We start from the raw sequence: 25,527 nt of genomic DNA on the forward strand, positions 1-25,527 counted from the left end.
CTCGTGCTGGACGCGGGCGGCGTCGTCGTCAGGCCCGGCGTCGTGTACGGCCGGGGCGCCGGCATCCCCACGGTGCTCACCGCCCCCGGGCAGGATTCCGGAGCCGCCGACCCCGATCACCTCCAGGACCGCGCAGCCGGGTCCCCGGCGTCCGGTGGTGTTCGAGGAGCAGGAGGAGGAGCTCGACGTGCCGGACTTCCTCAAGTGACGCTGCATGTTCGTTCGGCCGGGGGCGCGGTCCGTGGGTGACCGGCGCGAGGAGCTGGCCGCGGCGCTGGCCGAGGTGGAGCGGAGCGTCGAGGACGCCTGCCGGGCCGCGGGCCGGTCGCGGTCGGAGATCACCCTGATCGCGGTGACGAAGACCTACCCGGCCTCCGACGTGCGGCTGCTCGCGGAGCTGGGCGTGTCGCACGTCGGCGAGAACCGCGACCAGGAGGCGGCGGCCAAGGCGGCCGAATGCGCCGGTCTCGGCCTCACGTGGCACTTCATCGGCCAGTTACAGACGAACAAGGTCCGCTCGGTCGTCTCCTACGCCCACATGGTCCACTCGGTGGACCGCCCCCGCCTGGTGGACGCGCTCGGCCGCGAGGCCGTACGCGTGGGGCGCGAGGTGGACTGCCTCATCCAGGTCGCCCTCGACGCCGCACCGGGCGAGGGCGGGGCCGGACGGGGCGGCGCCGCGCCGCGGGAGGTGCCGGCGCTCGCCGGGCTCGTCGCGAAGGCGGAGGGGCTGCGCCTGCGGGGGGTCATGGCGGTCGCCCCGCTGGGGGAGGACCCTGCCGCCGCGTTCGCCCGGCTGCGGGCCGTCGCCGAGCGGGTCAGGGAGGAACACCCCGCCGCCGACGTGATATCGGCCGGAATGAGCGGGGACATCCCCCAGGCTGTGGCGAACGGCGCGACACACCTGAGAGTCGGTACGGCGTTGCTCGGCCGCAGAAAGCCCTTCGTCAGGTAATGTCCCCCAAGTGGACCATGGTGTCCGCGCTCAGGTAGAGGTCGATCAGCGGTGAGCTCCAAGGGGGGTACGGCTACCGCCCTGGCCTTCCAAAGGGACCTTGAAGGCACCAGTAATGCGGAGGACGACGAGCGATGGCCGGCGCGATGCGCAAGATGGCGGTCTACCTCGGTCTCGTGGAGGACGACCGCTACGAAGACAGGTACGCGGCAGAGTACGGCACCGACGAGGAGTACGGCGACGAGGAGTACGAGTCGCCGCGGCGCGGCTTCGCCGGTCCCTCGGGCACGCACTCCGGGCCTCTGGAGCGCGAGGACGACACCGAGACGGCCGTCCCCGCTCCGCGTCCCCCCACGACCGTGCTGGAGCGCCGTACGACCGATCTGGCGCGCATCACCACCCTGCATCCCCGCACGTACAACGAGGCGCGGACGATCGGCGAGCACTTCCGCGAGGGCACGCCGGTCATCATGAATCTGACAGAGATGGTCGACAGCGACGCCAAGCGCCTTGTCGATTTCGCGGCAGGTCTCGTCTTTGGCCTACACGGCAGCATCGAACGTGTTACCAACAAGGTGTTCCTGTTGTCCCCCGCCAACGTTGAGGTGACCGCCGAGGACAAGGCCAGAATCGCGGAACGCGGCTTCTTCAACCAGAGCTAGAGTTCCATACATGAACAGTGACCGGCTGAGCGGTGCCCGTGCGGCCCGAGGACGGCTGGACCGAGGGGAGGCGGGGCTCGACCGTGGGGATCATTAGCGAGATCTTGGTCATCGCCCTGACCCTCTTCCTGGTTCTGCTGATCGGCAGAATGATCATAGATACGGTGCAGGCGTTCGCCCGCACCTGGCGCCCCACCGGGGTCGTCCTGGTGCTGGCGGAGGTCGTTTACACAGTGACCGACCCGCCTCTCAAGTTCCTCCGCCGTTTCATTCCGCCCCTCAGGTTGGGTACGGTGGCCTTTGACCTGAGCTTCACAGTGCTGTTCATTGTGGTTTTGGTCTTGATCCAAGTCGTGAACGCGCTTCGTTGATCGGGTACCGTCCGACCGGACAGACTCCAAGCGCGCCAAGGAGACCCAAATGCCGTTGACGCCCGCTGATGTGCGGAACAAGCAGTTCAGTACCACCCGGCTGAGGCCGGGGTACGACGAGGAGGAGGTCGACGCGTTCCTCGACGAGGTCGAGGCCGAGCTGGACCGCCTCATCCAGGAGAACGAGGAACTCCGCGCGAAGCTGGCCGAGTGCCTCAGGGGCAAGGTTCCCGGGGGCATGGGCATGCCCGGCTCCATGCAGATGGCGCCCGCTCCCGTGGCCGAGCCCAAGCCCGAGATGATGGCCCCCCAGCCGGAGCCGATCAAGCCTCCGGAGCCGGCCCGCCCCGAGCCGGTGCCCGTCGGCATGGGCCTGCCGCCCGCCGAGGACAACATGGACACCGCGGCCCGCGTGCTCGCCCTCGCCCAGCAGACGGCCGACCAGGCGATCGCCGACGCCCGTCGCGAGGCGGACGAGACCGTGACCCGCGCCCGGCGTGAGGCCGACGACATCCTCGGCAAGGCCCGCCGCCAGGCCGAGCAGATCATCGGCGACGCCCGCGCCCGCGCCGAGACGCTGGAGCGCGACGCCCAGGAGCGGCACCGCCAGGCCATGGGCACCCTCGTGCAGACCCGGGACGAGCTGGAGCGCAAGGTCGAGGAGCTGCGCAGCTTCGAGCGTGAGTACCGCAGCCGTCTCAAGCTGTACCTGGAGAACCAGCTCGCCGAGCTGAACGTCGCGGGTGAGGGCAGCGGAGGCTTCCCGATCGTGGGCGCCGCCCCGGCCATGGCCCACGCCGTCGCCCCCGGTCCCCAGCAGATGACCGCCGCCCCCAACCCGTTCGGCCAGGAGCCCTCGCAGCACTCCGGCGCCTTCCCCGGTCCCGACGGCCCCCACAACGACCGCCGGTAAGCAGTGGCGGGTCCTCACAGGGACCCGATAGCTCGGAGAACCCCCCGTGATCCTCATCAGTGCCGCACTTGTCCTCGCCGCAATCGTCCTGCTCATCGCGGGCGTCGTGCTGGGGACACCCCCTCTCGTGATGTGGTCGATCGTCGTCAGCGTGCTGTCGGCGGTCTGCCTGCTGATCGGGGCACTGCTGAGGCGCCACGAGCTGTTCCCTGCCGGTGGGCGTGCCGCCGCGGGAACCGCTCCCACCCCCCAGGGTTCGTCCGTGCCCCAGCTCGCGCACGTCGGTGCCGTGAGCGGGGCGTACGGCGGAGCCCTCGCCGGGGCACCGGCGCATCCGGTGGCGACGCCCATGGTGGCGGCACCGCCGGTCACGCATCACGGGGCGATGCCCCCGCAGACCTTCCCGTCCCCGCCGCCCCAGCGGACGGGACCGATCACGCGGCCGCCGGCCGGTTCCGGCCGCGGCCTCGCCCCCGACGCGATCGTCCTCGTGATCCCCGGGCGCAAGCGTTTCCATCTGGCCACCTGCCGCCAGCTCGCCGGGCGTGAGACCGAGGAGCTCACCCACGAGGAGGCCCGCGAGGAGGGCTTCACCCCCTGCACCACCTGCCTCCCCGAGACCTCCACCCGTACGGCGGAGCCGGAGGAGGCCCCGCTCCGCGACGACACAGCCCGCGACGCGGTTCGCGACGAGAGCCTGCGCGCCGAAGCCGCTCCCACGACCCCCACGTCTCCGGCCGGGACCTCCGGCACGACCGACCAGGAACCGCCCCGTCCCACGCCCGCTGATCGCGAGCCGCCTGTCGCGCGGTTCCCTCAGCCCGGCGTCCCGGGGTCGCGCCTTCCCGAGTCGTCCAGCCCCCAGTCGTCCGGCCCCCAGTCGTCCGGCCCCCAGTCGTCTGTTCCCGGCGTGTCAGGCCCCGCGGCGGGTGCCGCCGGCGCCGCGCCGGCCGCCGCTCCGTCCGCATCCGGCCCTTCCACAGCGGGCCCGTCCGAGCCGGCCGATGACGAAGCGCGTGAAGAGCCCCGCGAGACGCCGGGGAAGGCGTCCGGGGAGACCACCGACGCCGACGAGGCGGACCCGCAGGACGGTCCGGCGGACGACACGGTCTCCGAGGCCGATGGCGAGACCGAGGGCGACGGGCACACACCGGTGAACTGGTTCGGCCGGGGCACGCAGCAGGAGTCCGGCTCCACGACCCCGGCGCCGGGGCCCGCCGCCTCCACGCCGCCGTCCTCGCCTTCCCCCTCGTCCTCCGCCGCGTCGTCCGGGTCCTCGTCCGGATCCTCCGCGCCGTCCTGGCCTTCCGCCACGTCATGGTCCGCACCGGCCTGGTCTCCGCCGGCGGCGGGATCGGCGTCAGGCCCGGCGGACGACGAGACGGACGAGTCTCTCACCGACACCGCGGAGCACGACTGGTTCAGGCCCGGCCAGGTCTCCCGGCCATGGGACCCGGCGCGCTCCAGGCCCGCCGCCGGAGAGGCGGCGAAGGAAACCCCGTCGTCAGGGGACGGCGAGTCCGGTGGAACCGCGGCTGGGGACAAGGCGCCCGGTGCGGCTGCGGCCTCGCCGCAGCGGGCCCCCTCTTCCCCCGTGGACGACGAGCAGGCCCGTGACGACCATGGCGACTCCGGCGCCGCGGACGCGCAAGCGACGTCCCGTCCGGAGGACGCCCCCACGCCCCCGCGTGCGGGGACCGGAAAGCCGGTGGAGCCGGCAGAGACCCCCGGATCCGGGCGCGCCGGATCCGCGGCCTCGGCCGGCTCCACCTCCGGCCCGGCACCCGCCGCCGAGAGCACCGCTGAGAAGGGCGCCGGGACGAGGGCTGAGAAGACCGGCCCCGCCGGCGAGGAGGACGGTGCGGGCAAGGGCGACGGCGCGGCCGCGGCGGCCGACGCGGAAAAGGCGGCCACGCCCGGTCCCGGCGATGCGGACACGGACGGCGAGACCGGGGAGAACCGCGGTGAGTCCGGGAGTGCGACCCGAGACGATCGCACCGCCGACGCGGCGGAGTCGTTCGCTGGGGGAGACACGCCGGTGCGGGTCATGGTCGGCACACGGCGCTACCACACGGGCGATTGCCCCCTGATCAGCGGGATGGGCGACTCGGGCATCGAGACCATGACACGGGCCGAGGCCGACGAAGCGGGCCTCACCCCCTGCTCGGTCTGCCAGAACGGCTGAGACGCGGGCGTAGGCCCCCTGCCAGGTCGCGGTCGAGCGGCGACTCGGGAAGCCACCCGTGCCCCAGGCAATGCCGCCGAGCATACCTCCATAGAGCGATGGCGGTGGCCTCAGCACCACCAGAGGCCCGCGGTGACGAGTATCGCCTTGATGTAGTTGTCCCGGCTGTAGGCCGAACAACTGAACCAGCCGCAATGGATCCAGAAGGCGATGCCCAGCGCGAGCAGGAGGGCGATGACCGCGACCAGTTTCCAGATGGCGAAATTGGTCGCGGCCCCGCGATCGGGCCGCTGCCTGACGTCGACGGTCTCCGCGAGCTTCGTGTCCATCCAGCCGGCCAGGCCGGTGAATCCCTGTTCGGCGGTGACCCGAATGGCGTCCTCGGTGAGTTTTCTGATCTCCTCGGCGTCCGATTTCTTCATTTCGATGTCCGCGAACGAGGCGAACGTCTCGGTCCGGAAATCGGCGAGCTCGGCACGCAGGTCGCGCCCCGACGCGCTCAGCTCGTGATCGAAGCGTTCCAGTTGCTCCCGGAGCTCCCGGAGGGTTTCGCGCGTCCGGCCGAGCGCCTCGACACCCAGGCGGTTGCGCTGCTCGAACCGCGCCCAGGCGTGCGCCGAGAGGTTCTGCGAGTGCTCGTCCGTACGGAACACCTCGTGGCGTTCCGCTCTGCGCGCGTAGAGCTCGGATTCGCCGACGTACGAGACGGCCTTCGACCAGCTCTCGATGAAATCCGGTAAGGAGCGCGCCGGGAAGTGCCTGGCGGCGTCGGCGAGAGGACCGACGCATTTCGCCCATTCGACGACCGAACTGTCCTCCCTGCCCAGGCTGTAAAGCATGTCGCCTCCCGCTTTCTCGAGGGAAATCCCGCCCATTTCTGCGATAGTGCGTCCCGTGCGGGACGATGTCAATGGGCGGCTATTCCGCTTCATTTGGTGGGCGGGATAAAAGGCGACCGCTGGGACATTGGTATTTTCATCGCGCAAACACGTTTTTCTCCGGAAGAGATGGCGTTGCGCATCACCCTCATCACCGCCTCGCCGGCATCGCTGGCATCGACGCGGAGAGCCTCCGGGGACGCGCCGGGAGCGGAAGGGGGCTCCCGACGCCGATGGGGCCGGTCGGCGACCGGCCCCATCGACTGCGGATCAGGCCTTGCGGAGGCGGAAGGACAGGCCGAGGTCGGCGTCCTCGTGGACCGGCAGGTCCTCGTCCGGAGTGCCCTCTGTGAGGCTTTCCGCCAGCACCTCGTCGGCGACGGCGCCGCCGCCCTCGCGCAGCGCCTCGGCCAGCTCGCCGTCCGCCGACCACCACAGGTGGATGCGGTCGGTGATGGACAGGCCGGTGGACTTGCGGGCCTCCTGGACGAGCCGGATCACGTCGCGGACCAGGCCGGCCCGGCGTAGCTCGTCGGTGATCGCCAGGTCCAGCGCCACGGTCTCGCCGGTGCCGGTGTCCACCGCGCCGGTTTCCACGGCCCAGCCCGACTTGGGCTGCTCGGTCACGATCACGTCGTCCGCGCCCAGCTCCACCGTGCCCAGCTCCCCGGCCTCGACCGTCGCGGACCCGCCCGAGCGCAGGGCGCGGGCCAGCTCCGCCGGGTCGGCGGCCGACACGGCCGCGGCGACGAGCTTGGTCTGTGAGCCGAAGCGCTTGCCGAGGCTGCGGAAGTTGGGCTTGACCGTGAACGTCACCAGGTCGGCGGAGAACCCGGACAGGTCCTCAAGCCGTTGAACGTTGAGCTCGTCGGCGATCAGATCGCGAAGCTCGCCGGGGAGCGCGGCCCAGCCGGGGGCGCCGACCAGCGCCCGGCCGAGCGGCTGGCGGGTCTTCACCGACGACGAGGCGCGCGCCGACCGGCCCAGCTCGACGAGCCTGCGCACCAGCGCCATCCGTTCCGACAGCTCGGGGTCGAGCAGGGCGGTGTTCACCTCCGGCCAGGTGGCCAGGTGCACCGAGGCCGGGGCGTCCTCGCCGCGCAGCACGTCCCACAGGTAGTCGGTGGTGAACGGCACGAGCGGGGCCATCAGCCGGGTGACGGTCTCCAGGCACTCGTACAGCGTCGCGAAGGCCGACGCCTCGCCGGACCAGAAGCGACGGCGCGAGCGGCGGACGTACCAGTTGGACAAGTCGTCCAGGAACTCGGTGAGCCGCCGCCCGGCCCTGGCGGTGTCGAACTCGTCCAGCGACGCGGTGACCTCGGCCACCGTGCGGTGCAGCTCCGCCAGCGCCCACCGGTCGATCAGCGGCCGGTCGGCGTACGCCGGGGCCTCGGCCATCCGCGCCGGGGACCACGACTCGGCGTTGGCGTAGAGCGTGAAGAACGACGCGGTGTTCCAGTAGGTCAGCAGGACCTTCCGGACGATCTCCTCCAGCGCGGCGTGGCCGATCCGCCGGGGCGCCCAGGGGGACCCGGAGGTGGCCATGTACCAGCGCAGGGCGTCGGCGCCGTGCTGGTCCATCAGCGGCATCGGCTGCAGGACGTTGCCCAGGTGCTTGCTCATCTTGCGGCCGTCCTCGGCGAGGATGAGGCCGAGGCAGAGCACGTTCTCGTACGACGAGTGGCCGAACACCAGCGTGCCGACGGTCATCATCGAGTAGAACCAGCCGCGGGTCTGGTCGATCGCCTCGCAGATGAACTGGCCGGGGAAGGAGCTGTCGAAGACGTCCTTGTTGACCAGCGGCGCGCCCCACTGGGCGAACGGCATGGCGCCCGAGTCGTACCAGACGTCGATCACGTCGGGCACCCGCCGCGCCTGCGCCCCGCACGCCGGGCAGTCGAAGGTCACGTCGTCGACGTACGGGCGGTGCGGGTCGAGGCCGGTCAGGTCGCGGCCCGCCAGCTCGCCCAGCTCCTTCAGCGAGCCGACGCAGGTGACGTGGTCCTCGTCCTGCGAGCAGACCCACAGCGGCAGCGGGGTGCCCCAGTAGCGGGACCGCGACAGCGCCCAGTCGACGTTGTTGCGCAGCCACTCGCCGTACCGGCCGTGCTTGATCGTCTCGGGGAACCAGTTGGTGCGCTCGTTCTCGGCGAGGAGCTGGTCCTTGATCGCGGTGGTCCTGATGTACCAGGACGGGAGCGCGTAGTACAGCAGCGGGGTGTGGCAGCGCCAGCAGTGCGGGTAGCTGTGCTCGAAGTGCTCGCCGCGGAACAGCAGGCCGCGCTCGCGCAGGTTCTCCGTCAGCGGCTCGTCGGCGTCCTTGAAGAACAGGCCGCCCACGAACGGCACGTCGGGCAGGAAGCGCCCGTCCGGGCCGATCGGGTTCACCACCGGCAGGCCGTACCGCTTGCAGACGGCCATGTCGTCGGCGCCGAAGGCGGGGGCCTGGTGGACCAGGCCGGTGCCGTCCTCGACCGTGACGTACGTGCCGAGCACGACATAGTGGGCGCCCTCGATGTCCACCAGGTCGAAGGGACGCTGGTAGGCCGTGTGCTCCAGCTCGGCGCCCCGGTAGGTCGCCAGCACCTCGGCGTCCTCGCCGAGGACCCGCCGCAGCAGCGGCTCGGCGACCACCAGCACCTCGTCGCCGCGCCGGGCCGCGACGTACGTCACGTCGGGGTGCACGGCGACGGCGGTGTTGGACACCAGGGTCCAGGGCGTGGTGGTCCAGATCAGCAGCGAGGCGCCCATCTCGGCCAGAGGGCCGGAGACGACGGGCATCCGCACGTACACCGACGGGCTGGAGACGGTCTCGTAGCCGCCGGGCTGGCCGAGCTCGTGGTCCGACAGGCCCGTGCCGCAGCGGGGGCAGTAGGGCGTGATCCGGTGGTCGCGGAACAGCAGGCCCTTGTCCCAGACGGTCTTGAGCGACCACCAGACCGCCTCGACGTACTGGGGGTCCATGGTGCGGTAGGCCTGGGACATGTCGACCCAGTAGCCCATCCGCTCGGTCATCTCCTCGAACGCGTCGACGTTCCGCAGCACCGACTCGCGGCAGCGCGCGTTGAATTCGGCGATGCCGTACGCCTCGATCTCGGGCTTGCCGGACAGGCCGAGTTCCTTCTCGACGGCGACCTCGACGGGCAGGCCGTGGCAGTCCCAGCCCGCCTTGCGGGGGACGTGGTAGCCGCGCATCGACTTGTAGCGGGGGAAGACGTCCTTGAAGACGCGGGCCTCGACGTGGTGGACGCCGGGCATGCCGTTGGCGGTCGGCGGGCCCTCGTAGAACACCCAGGAGGGGCCGTCGGCGTTCTGCTCCATCGAGCGCTCGAAGACCTTCCCGTCCCGCCAGCGTTCGAGGACCTCGTGTTCGAGGGCCGGCAGGTCGACCTGCGCGGGAAGTGAGCGGAAAGAGTGGGAAGACATCGTCGGGCGGAACCTCCACGCGGTGGCTGTGACAGCGCTGCTGACATGGCGTGAAGGGACGAAGCCGGGGACGGCTCCGCGGTACCACCCTTCTTGACGCCCGGCCGGTGCCGGACGCCCTCTCGTTTGCTCTCCGCTGCCGGTTCTACTCGGCCGGGACGGCCTTTCCTCCGGCGGCTCCGGGGTGATCTTCCCTTCGCGGCCCGCCCCGGGCTCACACCGTCCCCGGGTCGCTGAGCGGGCGGATGCGGAGGTACTCGTCCCCATCAACGCCTTGCAGACTAAGACGATAACGCAACCCGGCCGGAAGGGCTTCCCGATATACGGGTGACGTTCCGGGTGAGACCCGGCACATCGCGGGAATACGTGGGAGGAACACACGGAGACTCCGCGATTGTTGTGCTGGTGTGCGGGTGGGCCCCGGCGCCCGGCGGAAGGGCGACGGAGGGGCCCGCGGGCCGTCACCTCGGCATTCGGGGCACGCGGTCCCAGTGGCACCGCCCCAGCGGCACCGCCCGTGACAAAGTGATCGAAATGGAGTGCGACGAGGAGGAGCTGGCCGAATGCGCCACCCGGTTACGGGTGGGGTAAAAGCCTCAGCGAGTCCGTTGCCGATCCGTTATCGGCGGCTTATTCTGCCCGGACCGGCTCGAATCGCACCCTGCTCGAAGGGTGCCCTGGGCTCGAAGGGTTCTGGGCGAAGGGGAGGCCCGCAATGACGACGCGCACGGCGAGAACCGCCACCAGTGACGACGTCTGGTCCGACGAGGAGCTCGCCGAGGTCCATGAGCGGCTGCGGCACGAGATCGAGGAGTTGCACGCCGACATCGCCCGGGCGGAGGAACAGCTCGCGTCCGGGGACGTGAGCCAGGGCGCGGGGGACGATCCGGCGGACGCCGGAGCCAAGACGTATGAGCGTGAGCGCGAGATCGCCCTTACCCTGAATGCGCGCGACCTGCTCGCGCAGAACGAGCGGGCGATCGCCCGCGTCGAGGCGGGGACTTACGGAGAGTGCGAATCGTGCCACAAGCCGATCGGCAAGGAGCGCCTGCGGGCATTCCCGAGGGCGACGCTGTGCGTAGCGTGCAAGCAGCGGGAGGAGCGCCGCTGAGCGGCGAGCCCGCGTGGCCCGGCCGGGCGCGGAGGATCGCTCTCCTCGTCGTCGTCGCCGCGGTCGTGTACGTGCTCGACCAGGTCAGCAAGTTCCTCGTCGTGGAGTTCCTGGAGCACGAGGAGCCGCTCACCGTCGTGCCCGGCGCGCTGGTGCTGACCGTGATCCGCAACGCCGGCGCCGCCTTCAGCATCGGCACCGGCATGACGATCGTGTTCACCGTGATCGCGCTGGGTGTCGTCGTCGCGATCGTGCGTACGGCGCGGAAGCTGCGCAGCCTGCCCTGGGCGATCACGCTCGGCCTGCTGCTGGGCGGGGCCGTCGGCAACCTGACCGACCGCATCTTCCGGTCGCCGGCCCCGTTCCAGGGGCACGTGGTCGACTTCATCCAGGTGTTCCCGGTCACCCGGTTCCCGGTGTTCAACCTCGCCGACTCGGCCATCGTGTGCGGCGGCGTGCTCGCCGTGTTCCTCGCCTGGCGGGGCTACCAGATCGACGGCACCCGCCAGATGGACGAGCCGGCCGGCGACCACACGAAGGACCACGCGGAGGGCCACGCGGAGGGCGAGGCGGACAAGCAGGCCGGCGAGCCGGCGGGGGAGCGGGCCGATGGGTGACCAGCGCAGCCTGCCCGTGCCGGACGGCCTGGAGGGCGAGCGCCTCGACGCCGCCCTGGCCCGGCTCTTCGGCTTCTCCCGCACCCGCGCGGCCGAACTGATCGCCTCGGGGGACGTGCTGGTCGACGGCGCCGTCCCGGCGAAGTCCGACCGCGTCCACGCCGGGGCCTGGCTGGACGTCACGATCCCGCCGCCTCCCGCCGCGCCGATGCCCGTGGCAGAGCCCGTGCCGGGCATGACGATCCTGCACGAGGACGACGACATCGTCGTGGTGAGCAAGCCGATCGGCGTGGCGGCGCACCCGACCGTCGGCTGGACCGGGCCCACGGTGATCGGCGGCCTGCTCGGCGGCGGCCACCGCGTGTCCACGAGCGGCGCGGCCGAGCGGCAGGGCATCGTGCACCGGCTCGACGCCAACACCACCGGCGTCATGGTCGTCGCCAAGAGCGAGCGGGCCTACTCGCATCTCAAGCGGGCGTTCAAGGAACGCACGGTCGACAAGCGCTACCACGCGCTCGTCCAGGGGCACATGGACCCGCTGCGGGGCACCGTGGACGCCCCGATCGACCGGCATCCGTCGGGCGACGGGCGCTTCGCGGTGGTGGCCGGGGGCAAGGACTCGGTCACGCACTACGACACGATCGAGGCGTTCCGGGCGGCGTCGCTGCTCGACATCAAGCTGGAGACCGGCAGGACCCACCAGATCCGGGTCCACATGGCCGCGCTCAGGCACCCCTGCGTGGGTGACCTGCTGTACGGCGCCGACCCCACCCTCGCCGCCCGCCTCGGCGTGGGCCGGCAGTGGCTGCACGCGGTCTCGCTGTCGTTCGAGCACCCGGCGACGGGGGAGTGGATGACCTTCACCAGCGACTACCCCGCCGACCTGGCCGGCGCGCTGGAGATCCTCGCGGACGAGGGCTGACGCCGCGCTCCGGGCCGCGATGCGCCGAACGGCGTTCGAGGCGGCCGCCCCCGTTCGTGGTGACGCGGTCAGGCGGTCCGCCCGGCGAGCGGAGGGCCTCGCCCGACCTCAGGGGCGGGGGACGCGCGGCCGATCAAGGCTCGGCCGGCGGCCACGGCGCGGCACTCCCGGAGTCCTACGGGGCCCGGTGATGTCGCCGATGGCGGCGCGTGCCTTCCGCCTCGTCCGGCGGTCAGGCCTCCCAGTCGTTCTCCGGCTGGGTGTAGCCGTCGGGGATGTCACCGGCGCCGTCGTCCGTGGTGGCCTTCTTGCCCTCGCCTTTTCCCCGGCCCCCACCCTTGCCCTGGGACGGCTCGGCGGTTTCGCCGCCGTTCCCTGACTTGGACGTGGAGGGCTTCCCCTTGCCGGACCCCTTGCCCGTCTGCTTCGCCGGGGGAGACCCCTTGGGCTTGCCTGCGCCTTTGGACGGGGCCCCGGTGGGCTTCTCGGCCGACCTTCCGGTCCTGTCCGCGGACCTGCCGCGATCCTCCGTGCGGTGCCCGCTCCCGGTCGTGCCGGAGGCGCGCGATGAGCGCTTCGCCACCGGCTGGGTGCCCGTCTTCTCCGCCTCGCGGCTCTCGGTCCGCTTGCCGGCCTCGGCGGTCCCGGCTTCGGCGGTCTTGGTCGCGAAGACCGTCACCGTGGGCGTGCTCACGACGGTGCCCCTCGGGTCGGCCGGATGCCGGGCTGTGGTGAAGGCGACGGCGCCGGCCGCCAGCCCGACGAACGCGACGAGGGCCCCGGAACCCGCCGCCAGCGCCCAGGGCCTGCGGCGTCCGCCCACCGGCACGGGCGCGGGGACCGGCGTCGGCGTCGGGGTGCCCTCGCCGAGGGGCACGGGAGTGGGCGTGAGAGCCGGAGTCGCGGTGTCGAATCCGGGCAGCAATCGGGCGAGCCGGGGCGGCTGCCGCGGACGGGGCACGACCGGGCCGGTCACCTGGCCGGTGGCCACGGCGTGCAGGTGCTGCGCGGCGTAGTCCGCGGTCATCCTGCGGTCCGGGTCCTTGATCAGCAGTCCCTCGATCACCGGTGCCAGCGGCCCGGCGTAGTGCATCGGGCCCGCCTCCTCGTACATCACCGCGGCCAGCGTCGCCAGCGCGTGGCCCCGGTGGAACGGCGAGCGCCCCTCGACGGCCATGAACAGCGTCACTCCGAGGGACCACAGGTCCGAGGCCCGCTGCGCCTGCCGTCCCGCGGCCCGCTCCGGGGCGATGAACGCCGGGGTGCCGATCAGCATGCCGGTGCGGGTGACCGGGGAGTCGTCCTCCATCGCGGCGATGCCGAAGTCCGTCAGCACGACCCGGCCGTCGTCGGCGAGCAGCACGTTGTCGGGTTTGACGTCCCGGTGCAGCACGCCGTTCGCGTGGGCGACGCGCAGCGCGGCCAGCACCTGGGACCCGATCTCCGCCACCCGACGCGGCGGCAGGGGGCCCTCCTCGCGGATGACCGATCCCAGCGTCCTGGACGGGATCAGTTCGAGGACGATCCAGGGGTAGCCGTTCTCCTCGAAGGCGTCGTACACTGCCGCCACGCCGGGATGGCTCAACCGGCCGGCGGCCCTGGCCTCGCGGAAGGTCCTGATGGTGAAGACCTCCCGCTCCGGGCCGGTGAGCTCGGCCGACGCGAGCAGCTCCTTGACGGCGACCTCCCGCTCGAGCACCTGGTCGACGGCTCGCCACACGGTGCCCATGCCGCCCCGCCCCAGCGGCTCGATCAGGCGATAGCGTCCTGCCACGACACGTTCGGAGGTCTGCGCTTCAGCCATGGTTGTCGCGCTACCCGTCTTGGGCGAACGCATGCGACATCGTTACTGTTCTGGGGCGAAATCCCCCTTGACCTGCGGATCTTCACCGAATCGTTATTTTGGTCGGAAGGTGTCCGTAAAGACATTGAAGTAGGACAAACCGGATGTCCATCGGGAGTCGGCGACCTGCCAGTAGAGGGCGACGCAGCGGCCGTCGTCGAGCCTGAAGGCGCGGTCGAGCACCCGCACCTTGCCGGCGTCGGTCATGTGGGTGAACTCCCAGTCGGCGGAGGAAACACCGAGGTAGTTTCCGGAGGCGAGGCCGATGCGCTCGTAGCCGCGCAGGTATCCCTTCTTGGTCGAGGCCGCCTCGACCGTACGCAGCGCGGCCACCGGGTCCGTGGTCTCCCAGGGGGTGAAGTCGACCTGCAGGTAGTCCCGTCCGCTCGGGTCGTGGAAGCGCACCCGGGTGGCCTCCCTCTTGAACGGGACCCAGCCGGAGGGCAGGGCGATCGAGAAGCCCAGCGAGTCGCGGTGGGTCTTCCACCCCTTGGGCGGCCTGGCCGCCGTCGGCGTGGGGGATTCCGGCGACGGTTCCTCCGACGGCTCCTCTGACGGCTCTTCCGACGGCTCGTGGGAGGCGCTCGGCTCGGTGTCCCCCGGGGTGGGATCGGTGTCGCCCGAGGTGGTGCCGGAGCCCGAGGTGGTGTCGGAGCCCGAGGTGGTGTCGGAGCCAGAGGTGGGGCCGGTCCCCGACGGGGTGAGATCCTCGGCGGCGGTCCCGCTCCCGGCCAGCGTGCGGTAGCCGTACCAGCCGCCCGCGACGACGGCCACGAGCAGCAGCGGTAACAGGACGAGCAGGGTCACCTTGGCGGCGGCGCCGCGCCTCGCGGGGCGGGCACCCGGTGCGGCGTGCGCGCCGGGGTGCGCACCCGGCGGAACGGCAGGGCCGCCGGGACCGGCGTGGCCGGCGTGGCCCGGCTGGGGCCCCTGGCCGCCCGGATTCGTGGCGTACCCTGCCATCGCCGCGCCACCGCCCGGGCCGGCCGACCCGGGGTAGGTGGCGGCCCCGGGCCAGGAGGGGGAACCGCCGGACTGGTGCGGGCCGCCGTGCGACTGGTGGACGCCGTACGGCTGCGGGGGGCCGGCCGGGCTCTGACTCCAGGACCCGGGCTGTCCCGGATGCCCCGGGCCGGAGGGCGCGCCGTCGTAGGGCTGCCGGGGACCGGAGGGGGTCTGCGGCCACGGGCCCGCGGGAGGCTGCGACGGGCCGGACGGCGCGCCGCTCCACGAGCCCGGCTCGGGTCCGGGACCCGCCGCGCTGTGACCCGCCGAACTGTGACCTGCCGAACTGTGACCCGCCGCCATGGCGGCGTCGAGCAGGGCGGCGGCCTCGGCCGCGCCGATGCGCCGGGCCGGGTCCTTGCGCAGCAGACCTTCGAGCACCGGCGTCAGGGCGCCCGCCCGCTGCGGCGGGGCCGGATCGTCGTGCAGGATGGCCGCCATCGTGGCCACGGGGGAGTTGCGGTCGAACGGAGTCCTGCCCTCGACCGCGGCGTACAGCGTCGCGCCGAGGGACCACAGGTCGGACTCGGGGGTCGCGGGATGGCCGTTCAGCCGCTCGGGCGGCATGAACGCGGGGGTGCCGGTGATGCCGCCGGTCATGGTCAGCCCGGGCTCCTCCGGCATCGTCGCGATGCCGAAGTCGGTCAGCACCACCCGGGTCTCCCCGTTGAGCAGCACGTTCTCCGGCTTGACGTCCCGGTGGAGCACTCCCGCGGCGTGCGCGGTGCACAGCGCGTCGAGCACCTGCAGGCCGATCGCGGCGACCCGGCCGGGCGGGAGGGGGCCCTGCTCGCGCAGCACCTGGCCCAGTGACCGCGACTGGACCAGTTGCATCACGATCCAGGGACGGCCGTCCTCCTCGATGACGTCGTGGACGACGACGACGTTCGGATGGTCGATGCGTCCCGCCGCCCGCGCCTCGCGGATGGTGCGCCGGTTGAAGGTCTCCCTGTCCTCTTCGGAGGTGGGGTGGTAGAGCACCTCTTTCACGGCCACCGTACGGTCGAGCAGGTCGTCGTGGGCACGCCAGACGACGCCCATGCCCCCGCGGCCGATCGGTTCGAGCAGGTGATACCTGCCCGCCACCCGACGCTCCTCGTCCACCCTGTCCTCCTCGAAACCACCTGAATGTTCCCACAGCACGGCGCGCGGCCGTCCGTTTTCGATCTCAGGAGGCGGTGAAGGCGGCGCGGCCGGGATGCGGCAGCCGTCGGCGCCCGGGGTCGAACGGCCGGAAGCGGTCCGCGACGAAGCCGACGAGCCGGCCCGGCACCGGATGGCGGTGCTGCCGGTGACACGGCGGCGAGCACGGGTGGTCGCGGCCGACCAGCAGGCGCAGCGGTTCGAGGGAGGCCGGTTCGCGTCTCAGTTCCTCCTCCGGGGTTCCGCTCACGCGGGCGAAGGCGGCGTCCCTGACCGCACCGAGATCGAGACGCCGCCGCCCTATCCGCATCCGCCAGTTGTGGTTGCGCACGGTGATGATCGTATCGGCGAGGTCCGAAAAGGCGTCGATGACGGTGGTGCGCCGCTCGTAGCAGCGGGCGAGCCGGTGGAAGGCGTTTCGCCAGGCGTGCGTGCGTTCGACGTGCCGGCGCCGGCCGGCCTCGCGGCGCGAGGCAGAGTGCGAGCTCCGGGCCGGGGCGTCACTTCAGTTCCATGAGGATGTCGGCGCGGGCGTAATAGTCGGCCACCGGGAGGCGGTCGCGGGTGATCCTGACGAACCCGGCCTCCTCGTACAGGTGGATGGCTGGAGCCAGCTTGCTGTTGGTGCCGAGGAACAGTCGGGCCGCACCAAGTGCCCGGGCACGGTCGATCGCCGCGGCTATGAGTTGGCGGCCGATGCCGCGTCCCTGCGCGGCGGGGGTCACGGCCATCTTCGCCAGCTCGAACACGGCGCCGGGATAAGCCAGAAGCGCGACGCATCCGACCACGGCGCCGCTGCCCTGCTCGCGCGCCATGAGCACATCACCGCCCGGGCCCACGATGCGGCCGAACGGATCTCCGAGAACCGACCGGTCCTCCTCCTGAAGGGTGAACAGCCGGGAGATCCACTCCTCGTTCAACACGCGGAACGCGTCGGCATCACTTTGTGAGGCGATCGAGGAGACCACGGTCGGAGCAGAGATGTACGGCATGAGGCGGTTTCCCTTCGGGTGTTAGCTTCCCGCTAGCCTCCGGCCCCCTCACCCATATGTCCAATACAAGCGGTAACCTCCATCAATAAGCTAGAACTATGGATCAGCGAGTCGAGCTCCGCCACTTGCGGTACTTCCTGGCTGTGGCCGAGGAACTCCACTTCGGCCGTGCCGCCCAGCGGCTGAGCATCGCTCAGCCCGCCCTGTCCCAGCAGATCAGGCAGCTCGAGAAGATCGTCGGCGTTGAGCTGTTCCGGCGGACCTCTCGAAGCGTCCGCCTCACAGACGCGGGAGCGGCGTTCCAGCCACGGGCGAGGGACCTTCTGGGCCGTCTGGCGGCCGACCTCGACGAGGCCGGCCGGGTCGGGCGCGGCGAGGCCGGTCGCCTGGATGTCGCCTTCATCACCTCCGCCGCCGCGATCGTCAGCGAACGGCTCCGTGAATTCTCCCGCTGCCGTCCAGACGTCCAGGTCAAACTGCACGACGGCTTCACCGTCGATGTCCTGGCGGCCCTGGAGCGGGGCACGGCCGACGTCGGGATCGTGCGGGACGCCGAGGAGCGAGACGACATCGACCTTTCCCCGCTGACAACGGAACGGTTTGTGGCCGTCATCCCCACGGAACACCCCGCCGCAAGGGCTGATCATGTGGCGGCAACGGCGCTGGCCGCCGATCCGCTGATCCTCTTTCCGCGTTCAGCAGGTGCCCAGGCGTTCGACGTGAACACACAGCCCTTGCGGGACGCCGGCATCGACGTCCAGGTCGCGCAAGAGTGCTCGAACTGGCACACCATCATCATGCTCGTCGCCGCGGGCCTTGGCGTCACCATCGCCCCCTACAGCGTCACGACACTGCTCCCGGCAGGCGCCCAACGTCTCGAACTCGACGGACCTCCCACAATGAGCCGGATTCTCATGGCCACCCGCCGAGGAGACGACCGTCCCCTCGTACAAGCCTTCATCGCAGCGTCCGAGTCCGTGACAGGTCGTGGTCGCGACCAGACGACGAGAGCACGTTCGACGTGACCGATGTGGTCTTCACCCACCCGCACTTCGATCGCATCGGCTGGGCCGTCGTCGACGGCCGGCCTGTCTTCCCCCGCGCCACCTACCGCGCCCGCCGCGCCGATCGGCAGTACCGCGTAGTACCGCGGCGGGCTGTGACCACCGCCGAAGCGGGCGAAGCCGATGCCCAGTTGTTATCGGACGTTATGAAAGGACGATTCGGTCAGACGATGCCGCGCTGACATGCGGAAACGTCATTGCTCACAGTTTCCGTCCAGGCGTGGTTATATTTCGCGGCGTCTTGTCCGGTTTATTCCCTTCTAATACTGTCCGCAGTGACTTTGTCGTTTCCCGGACGGGTGCTCCCCCCGAGACCTCCCCCGTCCCCCCGCCTGGAGGCGAGATGCGGTTACGCACGACGTTGTGCGGAAGATCCCCCTACGGCATGGCGCTCGGCGCCGCGGTCCTGGTGTCGGCCGCGCTCACGCTGACGCCCGTGTCCCCGGCGCAGGCCGACCCGGCCGATGCGCGCAAAGCGCCCGAACGGTGCAGCACCGACCCGAACGCGCACCTGGCCACGGTGCCGGCTCCTGAGCAGTTCTTCGGCTTCCCGCTGGGCAAGGGACAGCCCCGGGTGCTCACGACCGAAGAGATCGAGAAGTACGTGGCAGCCGTGGGAGGCGCCTCGGACCGCGTGGTCACGGGCACCGTGGCGCACAGCGTGACCGGCCAGGACCTGCCGTACGCCATCGTGTCGAATTCCCACAACATGGTCCCGGGGCAGCTCAAGAAGATCGCGGACCAGATCCGTTCGCTGCGCGACCCGAGGTCGCTGCGGGCGGACAAGGCGGCGCGCATCGCCGGCGACTCGCCCGCCATCGTCTGGATCGCCGGCAACGTGCACGGCGGCGAGAAGAGCGGCGCCGACGCCGCGCTCAAGACCCTGTACGAGCTGGCCAGCGGCCTGTCCTGCGACGTGGCCAAGCGCAACGACAACCTGGTCACGGTCATCGTGCCGACCCAGAACCCGGACGGCCGCGACGCGAACCGCAGGCAGAACGAGTACGGCTTCGACCTCAACCGGGACTGGTTCGCCCGCACCCAGCCGGAGACCGACGGCAAGATCGAGATGCTGCGCCGGTATCCGCCGCAGGTCTTCGTCGACGCGCACGAGATGGGCGGGCGGCAGTACTTCTTCCCGCCGAACGCCGACCCGATCCACCACGAGATCGCCGACCAGCCGGTGAACTGGATCAACCGCATCGGCGCGGCGAACGCGGCGGGCTTCGGCTACAACGGCGCCTGCGGCGGCGCGGTCACCACCGAGTGCTACTTCAACTACGCGACGTACGACCTGTTCTACATGGGCTACGGCGACACCGTCCCGGCCGCGGGCTTCGGCGCCGCCGGGATGACGTTCGAGAAGGGCAGCTCGTCGGCGGTCGAGGACCGGGTGCAGCAGCAGTTCAACACCCAGTGGGCGACGACCGGCTGGGCCGCCGACAACAGGCGCGAGGTTCTGGACGGCTACTTCAAGATCTGGCAGACCGCGCTCGCAGAGGGTGCCGCCGGCACCCTGGAGCCGAACGAGGTCGTCCAGCCGACGAACACGGTCCGGTTCCCGGTGCCCGACGTCACGATCCGGTCGTACTTCCTGCTGCCCGACCGGCAGCTCGGCGACGTGCGCCGGCTGGTCGAGCGGCTGCGCCGCATGGACGTGGAGGTCTACCGGGTGAAGAAGCCCGTGAAGGTGCCCTCCGCGCGGGTCTTCGGCGGCCGGACGGCCAGGGACGTGACGGTCCCCGAGGGCGCCTACTGGATCCCGATGGACCAGCCGCAGAAGCACTGGATCCAGGGGGTCATGGGGGAGGACCCGTACGTCCCGTTCCCCTACTTCTACGACGTCTCCTCGTGGAGCAACCCGCTGCTCTCCGGCGTGAACACCATCTCCACCGGCGACGTGCTGTCGCCGAAGGCCGACCTCGTCAAGGACGCCGACGGCGGCGTGGCCTCGGCCGCGCCCCGGGGCGGGTCGTACTCCTACCCCATGGACTCGGCCGCCGCGTCGGAGCTGACCTTCCGGCTGCTCGGCGCGGGCGTGCCGCTCACGCGTGACGCCCGGACCGGGGTCGTCGGCCTGCCCGCCACGGCGATGAACCGCGGCGAGCTGGACAAGCTGGCCCGCTCACTGGGTGTGACGGTCGAGGGCTCCGCCGCCCCGGCCTCCGGCGCCGCGCTGCGCACGCCCGACGTCGGCCTGTTCGCCGGCACCGGCGTCTCCACCACCTCCGGCTCCTACGGCGAGGCCCGCTACGTGCTCGGCGACCGCTGGGGCCTCGGGCTCACGCCGGTGACCACGGCCGACATCAACGGCAACACCCCGGCGTTCACCGGGCGGACCGTCCTGCTCGTGCCCGACGGCAGCAGCTCGAACGGCGGGCTGACCGCGCAGGGCCTGGCCAACCTCAGGCAGTGGGTGGCCGCGGGCGGCACGTACGTCGGGCTGCGCAACGAGGGCACCCGGGTCGCCAGGGCCGCGGGCCTCACCTCCACGACCGAGAAGGCCAAGCCGACCGGCTACCAGGTCATCGGGTCGCACTTCCGGGTGGACGTGACCCAGGGCAGCCCGGTGTCGCTCGGCCGCCCGGCGGAGGACTTCCAGTTCAACAACGGCGACCCGATCCTCAACCCCAGCCAGACCGGGGTCAACGTGCTCACCTACCCCTCGGACGACACGTTCTGGTCCAACGGCTACACGGTGGGGGCCGAGGCGCTCAAGGGCACGGCCTCTCTCGTCGACGAGCCGACCGGCGCCGGGCGCGCCGTGCTGTTCGCGTACAACCCGCTGTTCAGGGCGTACAACGAGAACGGCATCCACCTCCTCGCCAACGCGCTGCTGTACCCGGCGGGCGCGTCCCAGGCGAAGCAGCGGATCGCCTCGGCTCCGGCGGAGCCCCTGCGCATCGCCGCGGCGACGACGGAGGAGCCGCCGAACCTCGGCGGGGAGTGGCGGCCGATCGTGATCCAGGTGGCCGACGCCGACCTCGCGCGGACCCGGGCGGTGGTCGAGCGCTACACCGACACGGCGCTGACCGCCTCGGCGGACGGCTCGTCCTACATCACGATCCCGAACCCCGACGGACTGTCCGCCGACGAGCACCCGTTCGTCCGCGACCTGGTCCGCGACCTCGGCGCGGCGGGCATCCCGCTCCGCTCCGTCGTCGCCTGATCCCACCTGAAGGACCGGGCCGGGCGGCCGGTCTCCCGGCCGCCCGGTCCGCGGAAAGGACTCCCATGACATCGTCCCGTTCGCGCCGGGCGGCGCGGCTCGGCGGCGCGGCCCTCGCGGCCGCGCTGCTCACCGCGACCCAGGCGACCACGGCTCTCGCGGCTCCCGGGAACCCCGGGGAGCCGCGTTACTCCGCGGGCGCCCCCTCGCTCGGCGATCCGTACTTCCCCGACCAGGGCAACGGCGGCTACGACGTGCGGCACTACGACGTCACCTTCTCCTACGACCCCGCCACCAAGGTCATGGACGCCACGACGGTGATCACCGCGGTCGCCACCCAGGACCTGGACCAGTTCGACCTGGACTTCCGCGGCCCGCAGATCACGTCGCTGAAGGTGGGCAAGCACCCGGCCGCCTACCGGCGGGACGGGCAGGAGCTCGTCGTCACCCCGCGGCCGAAGCTCAAGACCGGGGAGACCTTCACGGTCACGGTGACGTACGCGGGGACGCCGCCGGTCGTCACCGACCCCGACGGCTCGATCGAGGGCTGGGTGCCCACGGACGACGGCGCCTTCGTGCCGGGCGAGCCGCAGGGCGCCCCGGCGTGGCTGCCGGCCAACGACAGCCCGGCGGACAAGGCGACGTTCACCTTCCGCGCGACGGTCCCCGAGGGCGTCACGGTGGTCGGCAACGGCCGCCTGGTGTCCAGGACGACCGCGAACGGCAGGACGACGTTCGTCTGGGACTCGGCCGAGCCGATGGCGACCTACCTCGCCACGGTGACCCTGGGCAACTTCGTCGTCAACGAGACGACCACGCCCGGCGGCATCCCGGTCTACACGGCGGTGGACCCGCGCCTGGTGACCCAGTCGGCCGCGGCCGTCGCCCGGATCCCCGACATCCTCGAGTACTTCTCCTCGATCTTCGGGCCGTACCCCTTCAACCAGGCGGGCGCCATCATCGACCGCGCGCCGGACGTCGGCTACGCCCTGGAGAGCCAGACCAAGCCGATCTTCTCCAGCGCGCCCGGCGTCGGCACGATGGCGCACGAGCTCGCGCACCAGTGGTACGGCGACAGCGTGAGCGTCGGCAAGTGGTCCGACATCTGGCTGAACGAGGGCTTCGCGACGTACGCGACCTGGCTGTGGACCGAGCACAGCGGGGGCGCCACCGCGCAGCAGACGTTCAACAGCTCCAGCAACTACGGCCGGGCGGCGACCTCGTCGTTCTGGCAGATCGTCACGGCCGACCCCGGCCCCGAGGACATGTTCGGCAACGTGCCGTACAACCGCGGCGCGATGACGCTGCACGCGCTGCGCGGCAAGATCGGCGACGCCGCCTTCTTCAAGCTGATCAAGGACTGGGCGGCGGAGCACCGGTACGGCAACGTCGGCACCGCCGACTTCATCCGGGCGGCGGAGAAGGTCTCGGGCATGGACCTGAAGGCGTTCTTCGACGTGTGGCTGTTCCAGAAGGGCAAGCCCGCCTCCTGGTGAACCCGTTCCGGCGGCTCCCCGGCAGGGGAGCCGCCGGTCTTTCCGGGTGGCGCGTTCACGAACGCAGGTGCAGGGCGAGCTGGATGCGGTCGCGCAGGCCCAGCTTGCGCAGCACGCTGGACACGTGGTTCTTGACCGTGCCCTCGGTGATGAACAGGCGCGCCGCGATCTCCCTGTTGGCGGCCCCGGCGGCGACCATCCGCGCCACCTCCACCTCGCGAGCCGACAGCGACTCCTGCCCACGGAAGGCGACCGGGGTCACCGGCAGGTGCCGCAGCTCGGCGACCAGGCGGGCCGCGACCGGGCTGCCCAGCACGGTCTCCCCGCGGCTCACCCGGTGGACGGCCGTGACCAGTTCCTCCGGCGAGCAGTCCTTCAGCAGATAGCCGGTCGCGCCGCCGCGCAGCGCGCCGAAGATGAACTCGTCCTCGTCGAACGTGCTGAGCACGACGACCGCCACCTCCGGATGCCGGGCGGCCAGGCGGACGATCAGCTCCACACCGTTCATGCCCGGCATGCGCATGTCCACCAGCGCCACGTGCGGGCGGCGGTCGCCGATCACCCGCAGCGCCTCGTAGCCGTCGGCCGCCTCGCCGACGACCTCGATGCCGTCCTCGACCTCCAGCAGCTTGCGCAGCCCCTGGCGCAGCAGCGCCTGGTCGTCCACGAGCACCACCCTGACCGGCGTCATGCCCGCACCCCCAGCGGCAGCTCGGCGCGTAACTCGAACCCTCCGCCCGGCCTGTTGCCGCCGGCCAGCGTGCCGCCGAGCGCCCTGGCCCGATCCGTCAGCGACGCCAGCCCGAAGCCGCCGCGCGCCTGGTCGTCCCTGCCCGTTCCGTCGTCGCTGACCACGAGCGCCACCTGGCCGTCGCCGAACGTGAGCGTGCCGTGCACGTGCTCCGCCTTCGCGTGCCGCAGCGCGTTGGTGAGCCCCTCCTGCAGCACCCGGTAGAGGACGAGCTCGGTGTCGGCCTCCAGGCGCCGTTCCTCGCCCCGCACCTCGAAGCTCACGCTGATGCCGGTGCCGTCGAACGACGCCGCGAGCCGTTCGAGCGCGGCGCTGCCGACGCGGCCGTCCAGCGCGAGCGGCCGCAGCGCGCGCACCCAGCGCCGCGCGTCGGCCAGCGCCTCCACGGTGAGTTCCTTGGCCTGGCGGACCTCCGCCCAGGCGGCCTCGGGGCGGCGCTCGCGGAACCGCTCGGCGTTCTCCAGGCCCATCTTGATGACGGTGAGGTGGTGGCCGACCGAGTCGTGCATCTCCGCCGCCATCCGGGCCCGCTCCTCGGCGACGGCCAGTTCCCTGATCCGCTCCAGCAGGCCCTGGGCCTCCTCGCGCCTGCGCCGCGCCTCCAGCGTGGACGCCGCCATGCCCAGGACGAACGCGGAGAACACCGCCATCGCGGTGGCCTGGACGATGCCGTTGGCGATCGTCGACCCGAGAAGCGGGGGCACGAACACGGAACCGGCCACGACGCAGGACAGGATGGCCGTCGCGACGCGCATGCCGTACAGGAACGCGAGGTTGGCCACCGCGACGAGGATCAGCGGCAGGTGGGTCTCCCGGGAACCGGTCATCCCCAGCAGGATCGTCGCCGCGAGGAACAGCGGGGCCACCCAGAGGCGGCCCCGCGCCCGGCTCCAGGGCAGGGCCGGCCAGAGCGCCGCGAGCAGCACCAGGTCCGCGCCGAAGAGCACGCCCTGCAGCGGGGTCACCCCGCCGTTCACGAATCCCTGCGCGAGGCCGAAGGTCAGGATGGCCGTCATCGCCCAGAACACGACGTTGAACAGGAACGGCCGGTCGGCGTCGCGAAGCCAGTCGAAACGCGCCATGTTCTCGACCCTAGAGCGCCACGGCGCGGACGCAATCGCCCATCGGGACCATGACCATGGTCATGCCCGCGTCTATCCGCCGCTCGATGTGCCGGAGAGCAGGGCGAATCTAGCGTCTCGCCCATGAGAGCCACCAAGCCCGTGTGGGCTGTGTCGATCGCCGTCGTCGTGATGTTCGTCCAGGCGTTCAGCGGCCCGCTGCTCGTGGCCCTGCTGACCGACGATCACGGCATCCTCGTCCAGACGCTGAGCGCCCTGTCCGTGACGCTCGTCTCGCTCGCTCTGGTGTACGCGGTCCGCCGGTTCCTCGGCCGCCAGAGCTGGTCGGGCGTACGGCTGACCTGGTCGTGGAGCGCCTTGTGGCAGGCGCTCGCGGGACTGCTCGCCGGAGCGGCGGCCGTCGCGTCCGCCAAGGCGCTCGCGGTGGCGCTGGGCCTGACCACCTGGCTGCCGTGGGCGGAGCAGGGCGCGGTGCTGCTGCGGTACCTTCCGTTCGCACTGGCGATCCTCATGCTCAGTCAGGCGTTCCCCGAGGAGCTGTTGTGGCGGGGGCACGTGTACGACACCCTGTCGGCCCGGCTGTCCCCCCGCGCGGTGCTGATCACCGTATCGGTCGTCTTCGGCGCGCTGCACATCCTTTCCCAGAGCGCGGCCGACACCCTCGCGGTCAAGCTCCTGTACGTCGTGCAGGCCACCGCGCTCGGCTTCGCGTGCGCGGTGGCCCGGATGCGGAGCGGCGCGGTATGGATGGCGGTGGGCGTGCACACCGGCCTGCACGTCGGCTTGCGTCTGGCGGCCACGCAGGTCACGAACTACGGAGTGCAGCTGGTGCTGATGACAGGCGCCCTCATACTGGCCGCGTGGGTGATCGACATGGTGTACCGGGCGCGTGCGGGTCGGGAGCCGGTGGCCACCCCGGAGACGGTCTGAGAGTGGTGG

Annotated in this window: 22 protein-coding genes and 1 pseudogene; 13 read left to right on the top strand and 10 right to left on the bottom strand. The window is 71.5% G+C overall.

Going from position 1 to position 25,527, the window contains the following annotated elements; translation table 11 throughout:
• Positions 1–216, bottom strand: a 216-nt coding sequence (locus tag ABZ857_RS34450; RefSeq protein WP_357051723.1) for a hypothetical protein, incomplete at its 3' end; no start/stop codon positions are given.
• On the opposite strand from ABZ857_RS34450, the gene ABZ857_RS34455 reads away from it, so the two are divergent.
• The 5 genes from ABZ857_RS34455 (at position 215) to ABZ857_RS34475 (ending at position 5,086) form a co-directional block, all read left to right on the top strand.
• Positions 215–955: a YggS family pyridoxal phosphate-dependent enzyme gene (locus tag ABZ857_RS34455; protein ID WP_357051725.1), complete on the top strand. Its 741-nt coding sequence runs from the start codon at positions 215–217 to the stop codon at positions 953–955. The two genes, ABZ857_RS34450 and ABZ857_RS34455, sit on opposite strands and share 2 nt — an antisense overlap.
• 134 nt (positions 956–1,089) lie before the next feature.
• Positions 1,090–1,617, top strand: coding sequence for a cell division protein SepF (gene sepF, locus ABZ857_RS34460; protein WP_079318306.1), 528 nt, complete (start codon positions 1,090–1,092; stop codon positions 1,615–1,617).
• An 83-nt stretch (positions 1,618–1,700) separates the two neighbouring features.
• Positions 1,701–1,988, top strand: a complete 288-nt coding sequence (locus ABZ857_RS34465) for a YggT family protein (RefSeq protein WP_357051974.1) — start codon at positions 1,701–1,703, stop codon at positions 1,986–1,988.
• Positions 1,989–2,037: 49 nt separating this feature from the next.
• The gene (locus tag ABZ857_RS34470) at positions 2,038–2,901 is read left to right on the top strand and encodes a DivIVA domain-containing protein (RefSeq protein ID WP_079318308.1); all 864 of its coding nucleotides are present in this window, start codon (positions 2,038–2,040) and stop codon (positions 2,899–2,901) included.
• 46 nt (positions 2,902–2,947) lie between these two features.
• Positions 2,948–5,086, top strand: a complete 2,139-nt coding sequence (locus ABZ857_RS34475; protein ID WP_357051729.1) for a hypothetical protein — start codon at positions 2,948–2,950, stop codon at positions 5,084–5,086.
• 110 nt (positions 5,087–5,196) lie between these two features.
• Here ABZ857_RS34475 and ABZ857_RS34480 read toward each other — a convergent pair whose 3' ends face one another.
• Both ABZ857_RS34480 and ileS read right to left on the bottom strand, forming a co-directional pair.
• The gene (locus ABZ857_RS34480; RefSeq protein ID WP_357051732.1) at positions 5,197–5,961 is read right to left on the bottom strand and encodes a hypothetical protein; all 765 of its coding nucleotides are present in this window, start codon (positions 5,959–5,961) and stop codon (positions 5,197–5,199) included.
• A 273-nt stretch (positions 5,962–6,234) separates the two neighbouring features.
• Positions 6,235–9,393, bottom strand: coding sequence for an isoleucine--tRNA ligase (ileS, locus tag ABZ857_RS34485; protein ID WP_357051735.1), 3,159 nt, complete (start codon positions 9,391–9,393; stop codon positions 6,235–6,237).
• Positions 9,394–10,108: 715 nt separating this feature from the next.
• Between ileS and ABZ857_RS34490 the strand changes: the two genes are divergently transcribed.
• The 3 genes from ABZ857_RS34490 to ABZ857_RS34500 are packed head-to-tail and all read left to right on the top strand — an operon-like array spanning position 10,109 to position 12,043.
• Positions 10,109–10,504: a TraR/DksA C4-type zinc finger protein gene (locus ABZ857_RS34490; RefSeq protein ID WP_357051738.1), complete on the top strand. Its 396-nt coding sequence runs from the start codon at positions 10,109–10,111 to the stop codon at positions 10,502–10,504.
• Positions 10,477–11,121, top strand: a complete 645-nt coding sequence (gene lspA / locus ABZ857_RS34495; RefSeq protein WP_357051741.1) for a signal peptidase II — start codon at positions 10,477–10,479, stop codon at positions 11,119–11,121. The genes ABZ857_RS34490 and lspA overlap by 28 nt, the downstream gene beginning before the upstream one ends.
• Positions 11,114–12,043: an RluA family pseudouridine synthase gene (locus tag ABZ857_RS34500; RefSeq protein WP_357051744.1), complete on the top strand. Its 930-nt coding sequence runs from the start codon at positions 11,114–11,116 to the stop codon at positions 12,041–12,043. Before lspA ends, ABZ857_RS34500 begins: the two co-directional genes overlap by 8 nt.
• A gap of 232 nt (positions 12,044–12,275) precedes the next feature.
• Here ABZ857_RS34500 and ABZ857_RS34505 read toward each other — a convergent pair whose 3' ends face one another.
• The 5 genes and pseudogenes from ABZ857_RS34505 to ABZ857_RS34525 form a co-directional block, all read right to left on the bottom strand.
• The gene (locus ABZ857_RS34505; RefSeq protein ID WP_357051747.1) at positions 12,276–13,847 is read right to left on the bottom strand and encodes a protein kinase; all 1,572 of its coding nucleotides are present in this window, start codon (positions 13,845–13,847) and stop codon (positions 12,276–12,278) included.
• Between the two features lie 93 nt (positions 13,848–13,940).
• Positions 13,941–15,995: a protein kinase gene (locus ABZ857_RS34510; RefSeq protein ID WP_357051750.1), complete on the bottom strand. Its 2,055-nt coding sequence runs from the start codon at positions 15,993–15,995 to the stop codon at positions 13,941–13,943.
• Between the two features lie 64 nt (positions 15,996–16,059).
• Positions 16,060–16,365, bottom strand: a complete 306-nt coding sequence (locus ABZ857_RS34515; RefSeq protein ID WP_357051753.1) for a hypothetical protein — start codon at positions 16,363–16,365, stop codon at positions 16,060–16,062.
• A pseudogene (locus tag ABZ857_RS34520) lies at positions 16,357–16,497 on the bottom strand (IS5/IS1182 family transposase); the annotation flags it as partial. The pseudogene ABZ857_RS34520 and the gene ABZ857_RS34515, both read right to left, overlap by 9 nt.
• Positions 16,498–16,534: 37 nt before the next feature.
• Positions 16,535–17,026, bottom strand: coding sequence for a GNAT family N-acetyltransferase (locus ABZ857_RS34525; RefSeq protein WP_357051756.1), 492 nt, complete (start codon positions 17,024–17,026; stop codon positions 16,535–16,537).
• Between the two features lie 98 nt (positions 17,027–17,124).
• Here ABZ857_RS34525 and ABZ857_RS34530 point away from each other — a divergent pair, with 98 nt between their 5' ends.
• The 4 genes from ABZ857_RS34530 (at position 17,125) to ABZ857_RS34545 (ending at position 22,755) form a co-directional block, all read left to right on the top strand.
• Positions 17,125–18,051 (top strand): LysR substrate-binding domain-containing protein, encoded by a 927-nt coding sequence (locus ABZ857_RS34530; RefSeq protein WP_357051759.1) that lies wholly within the window; start codon positions 17,125–17,127, stop codon positions 18,049–18,051.
• Positions 18,048–18,272, top strand: a complete 225-nt coding sequence (locus tag ABZ857_RS34535) for a hypothetical protein (protein ID WP_357051762.1) — start codon at positions 18,048–18,050, stop codon at positions 18,270–18,272. Before ABZ857_RS34530 ends, ABZ857_RS34535 begins: the two co-directional genes overlap by 4 nt.
• A 161-nt stretch (positions 18,273–18,433) precedes the next feature.
• Positions 18,434–21,259 carry a M14 family zinc carboxypeptidase gene (locus ABZ857_RS34540; RefSeq protein WP_357051765.1) on the top strand — a complete coding sequence of 942 codons (2,826 nt, stop codon included), beginning with the start codon at positions 18,434–18,436 and terminating at the stop codon, positions 21,257–21,259.
• A 65-nt stretch (positions 21,260–21,324) separates the two neighbouring features.
• Complete coding sequence (locus ABZ857_RS34545; protein WP_357051768.1) at positions 21,325–22,755, top strand: M1 family metallopeptidase; 1,431 nt, start codon at positions 21,325–21,327, stop codon at positions 22,753–22,755.
• Positions 22,756–22,810: 55 nt separating this feature from the next.
• On the opposite strand, the gene ABZ857_RS34550 is transcribed toward ABZ857_RS34545, so the two are convergent.
• Both ABZ857_RS34550 and ABZ857_RS34555 read right to left on the bottom strand, forming a co-directional pair.
• Complete coding sequence (locus tag ABZ857_RS34550; protein ID WP_357051770.1) at positions 22,811–23,446, bottom strand: response regulator transcription factor; 636 nt, start codon at positions 23,444–23,446, stop codon at positions 22,811–22,813.
• Positions 23,443–24,588 carry a sensor histidine kinase gene (locus ABZ857_RS34555; protein ID WP_357051773.1) on the bottom strand — a complete coding sequence of 382 codons (1,146 nt, stop codon included), beginning with the start codon at positions 24,586–24,588 and terminating at the stop codon, positions 23,443–23,445. Before ABZ857_RS34555 ends, ABZ857_RS34550 begins: the two co-directional genes overlap by 4 nt.
• A 123-nt stretch (positions 24,589–24,711) precedes the next feature.
• On the opposite strand from ABZ857_RS34555, the gene ABZ857_RS34560 reads away from it, so the two are divergent.
• A complete protein-coding gene (locus ABZ857_RS34560) occupies positions 24,712–25,518 on the top strand; it encodes a type II CAAX endopeptidase family protein (RefSeq protein WP_357051775.1) in 807 nt (268 codons plus the stop codon).
• Positions 25,519–25,527: the final 9 nt, after the last annotated feature.

It is taken from the genome of Microbispora sp. NPDC046933 (assembly GCF_040644635.1).
In the GTDB taxonomy this organism is placed as follows: domain Bacteria; phylum Actinomycetota; class Actinomycetes; order Streptosporangiales; family Streptosporangiaceae; genus Microbispora.

What these genes read in the sequence shown, in the direction of transcription:
- ABZ857_RS34455 (WP_357051725.1), top strand. Translation starts at nt 215, where the DNA reads ATGTTCGTTCGGCCGGGGGCGCGGTCCGTGGGTGACCGGCGCGAGGAG.
- sepF (WP_079318306.1), top strand. Translation starts at nt 1,090, where the DNA reads ATGGCCGGCGCGATGCGCAAGATGGCGGTCTACCTCGGTCTCGTGGAG.
- ABZ857_RS34470 (WP_079318308.1), top strand. Translation starts at nt 2,038, where the DNA reads ATGCCGTTGACGCCCGCTGATGTGCGGAACAAGCAGTTCAGTACCACC.
- ABZ857_RS34480 (WP_357051732.1), bottom strand. Translation starts at nt 5,961, where the DNA reads ATGGGCGGGATTTCCCTCGAGAAAGCGGGAGGCGACATGCTTTACAGC.
- ileS (WP_357051735.1), bottom strand. Translation starts at nt 9,393, where the DNA reads ATGTCTTCCCACTCTTTCCGCTCACTTCCCGCGCAGGTCGACCTGCCG.
- ABZ857_RS34490 (WP_357051738.1), top strand. Translation starts at nt 10,109, where the DNA reads ATGACGACGCGCACGGCGAGAACCGCCACCAGTGACGACGTCTGGTCC.
- ABZ857_RS34500 (WP_357051744.1), top strand. Translation starts at nt 11,114, where the DNA reads ATGGGTGACCAGCGCAGCCTGCCCGTGCCGGACGGCCTGGAGGGCGAG.
- ABZ857_RS34505 (WP_357051747.1), bottom strand. Translation starts at nt 13,847, where the DNA reads ATGGCTGAAGCGCAGACCTCCGAACGTGTCGTGGCAGGACGCTATCGC.
- ABZ857_RS34525 (WP_357051756.1), bottom strand. Translation starts at nt 17,026, where the DNA reads ATGCCGTACATCTCTGCTCCGACCGTGGTCTCCTCGATCGCCTCACAA.
- ABZ857_RS34530 (WP_357051759.1), top strand. Translation starts at nt 17,125, where the DNA reads ATGGATCAGCGAGTCGAGCTCCGCCACTTGCGGTACTTCCTGGCTGTG.
- ABZ857_RS34540 (WP_357051765.1), top strand. Translation starts at nt 18,434, where the DNA reads ATGCGGTTACGCACGACGTTGTGCGGAAGATCCCCCTACGGCATGGCG.
- ABZ857_RS34545 (WP_357051768.1), top strand. Translation starts at nt 21,325, where the DNA reads ATGACATCGTCCCGTTCGCGCCGGGCGGCGCGGCTCGGCGGCGCGGCC.
- ABZ857_RS34550 (WP_357051770.1), bottom strand. Translation starts at nt 23,446, where the DNA reads ATGACGCCGGTCAGGGTGGTGCTCGTGGACGACCAGGCGCTGCTGCGC.
- ABZ857_RS34555 (WP_357051773.1), bottom strand. Translation starts at nt 24,588, where the DNA reads ATGGCGCGTTTCGACTGGCTTCGCGACGCCGACCGGCCGTTCCTGTTC.
- ABZ857_RS34560 (WP_357051775.1), top strand. Translation starts at nt 24,712, where the DNA reads ATGAGAGCCACCAAGCCCGTGTGGGCTGTGTCGATCGCCGTCGTCGTG.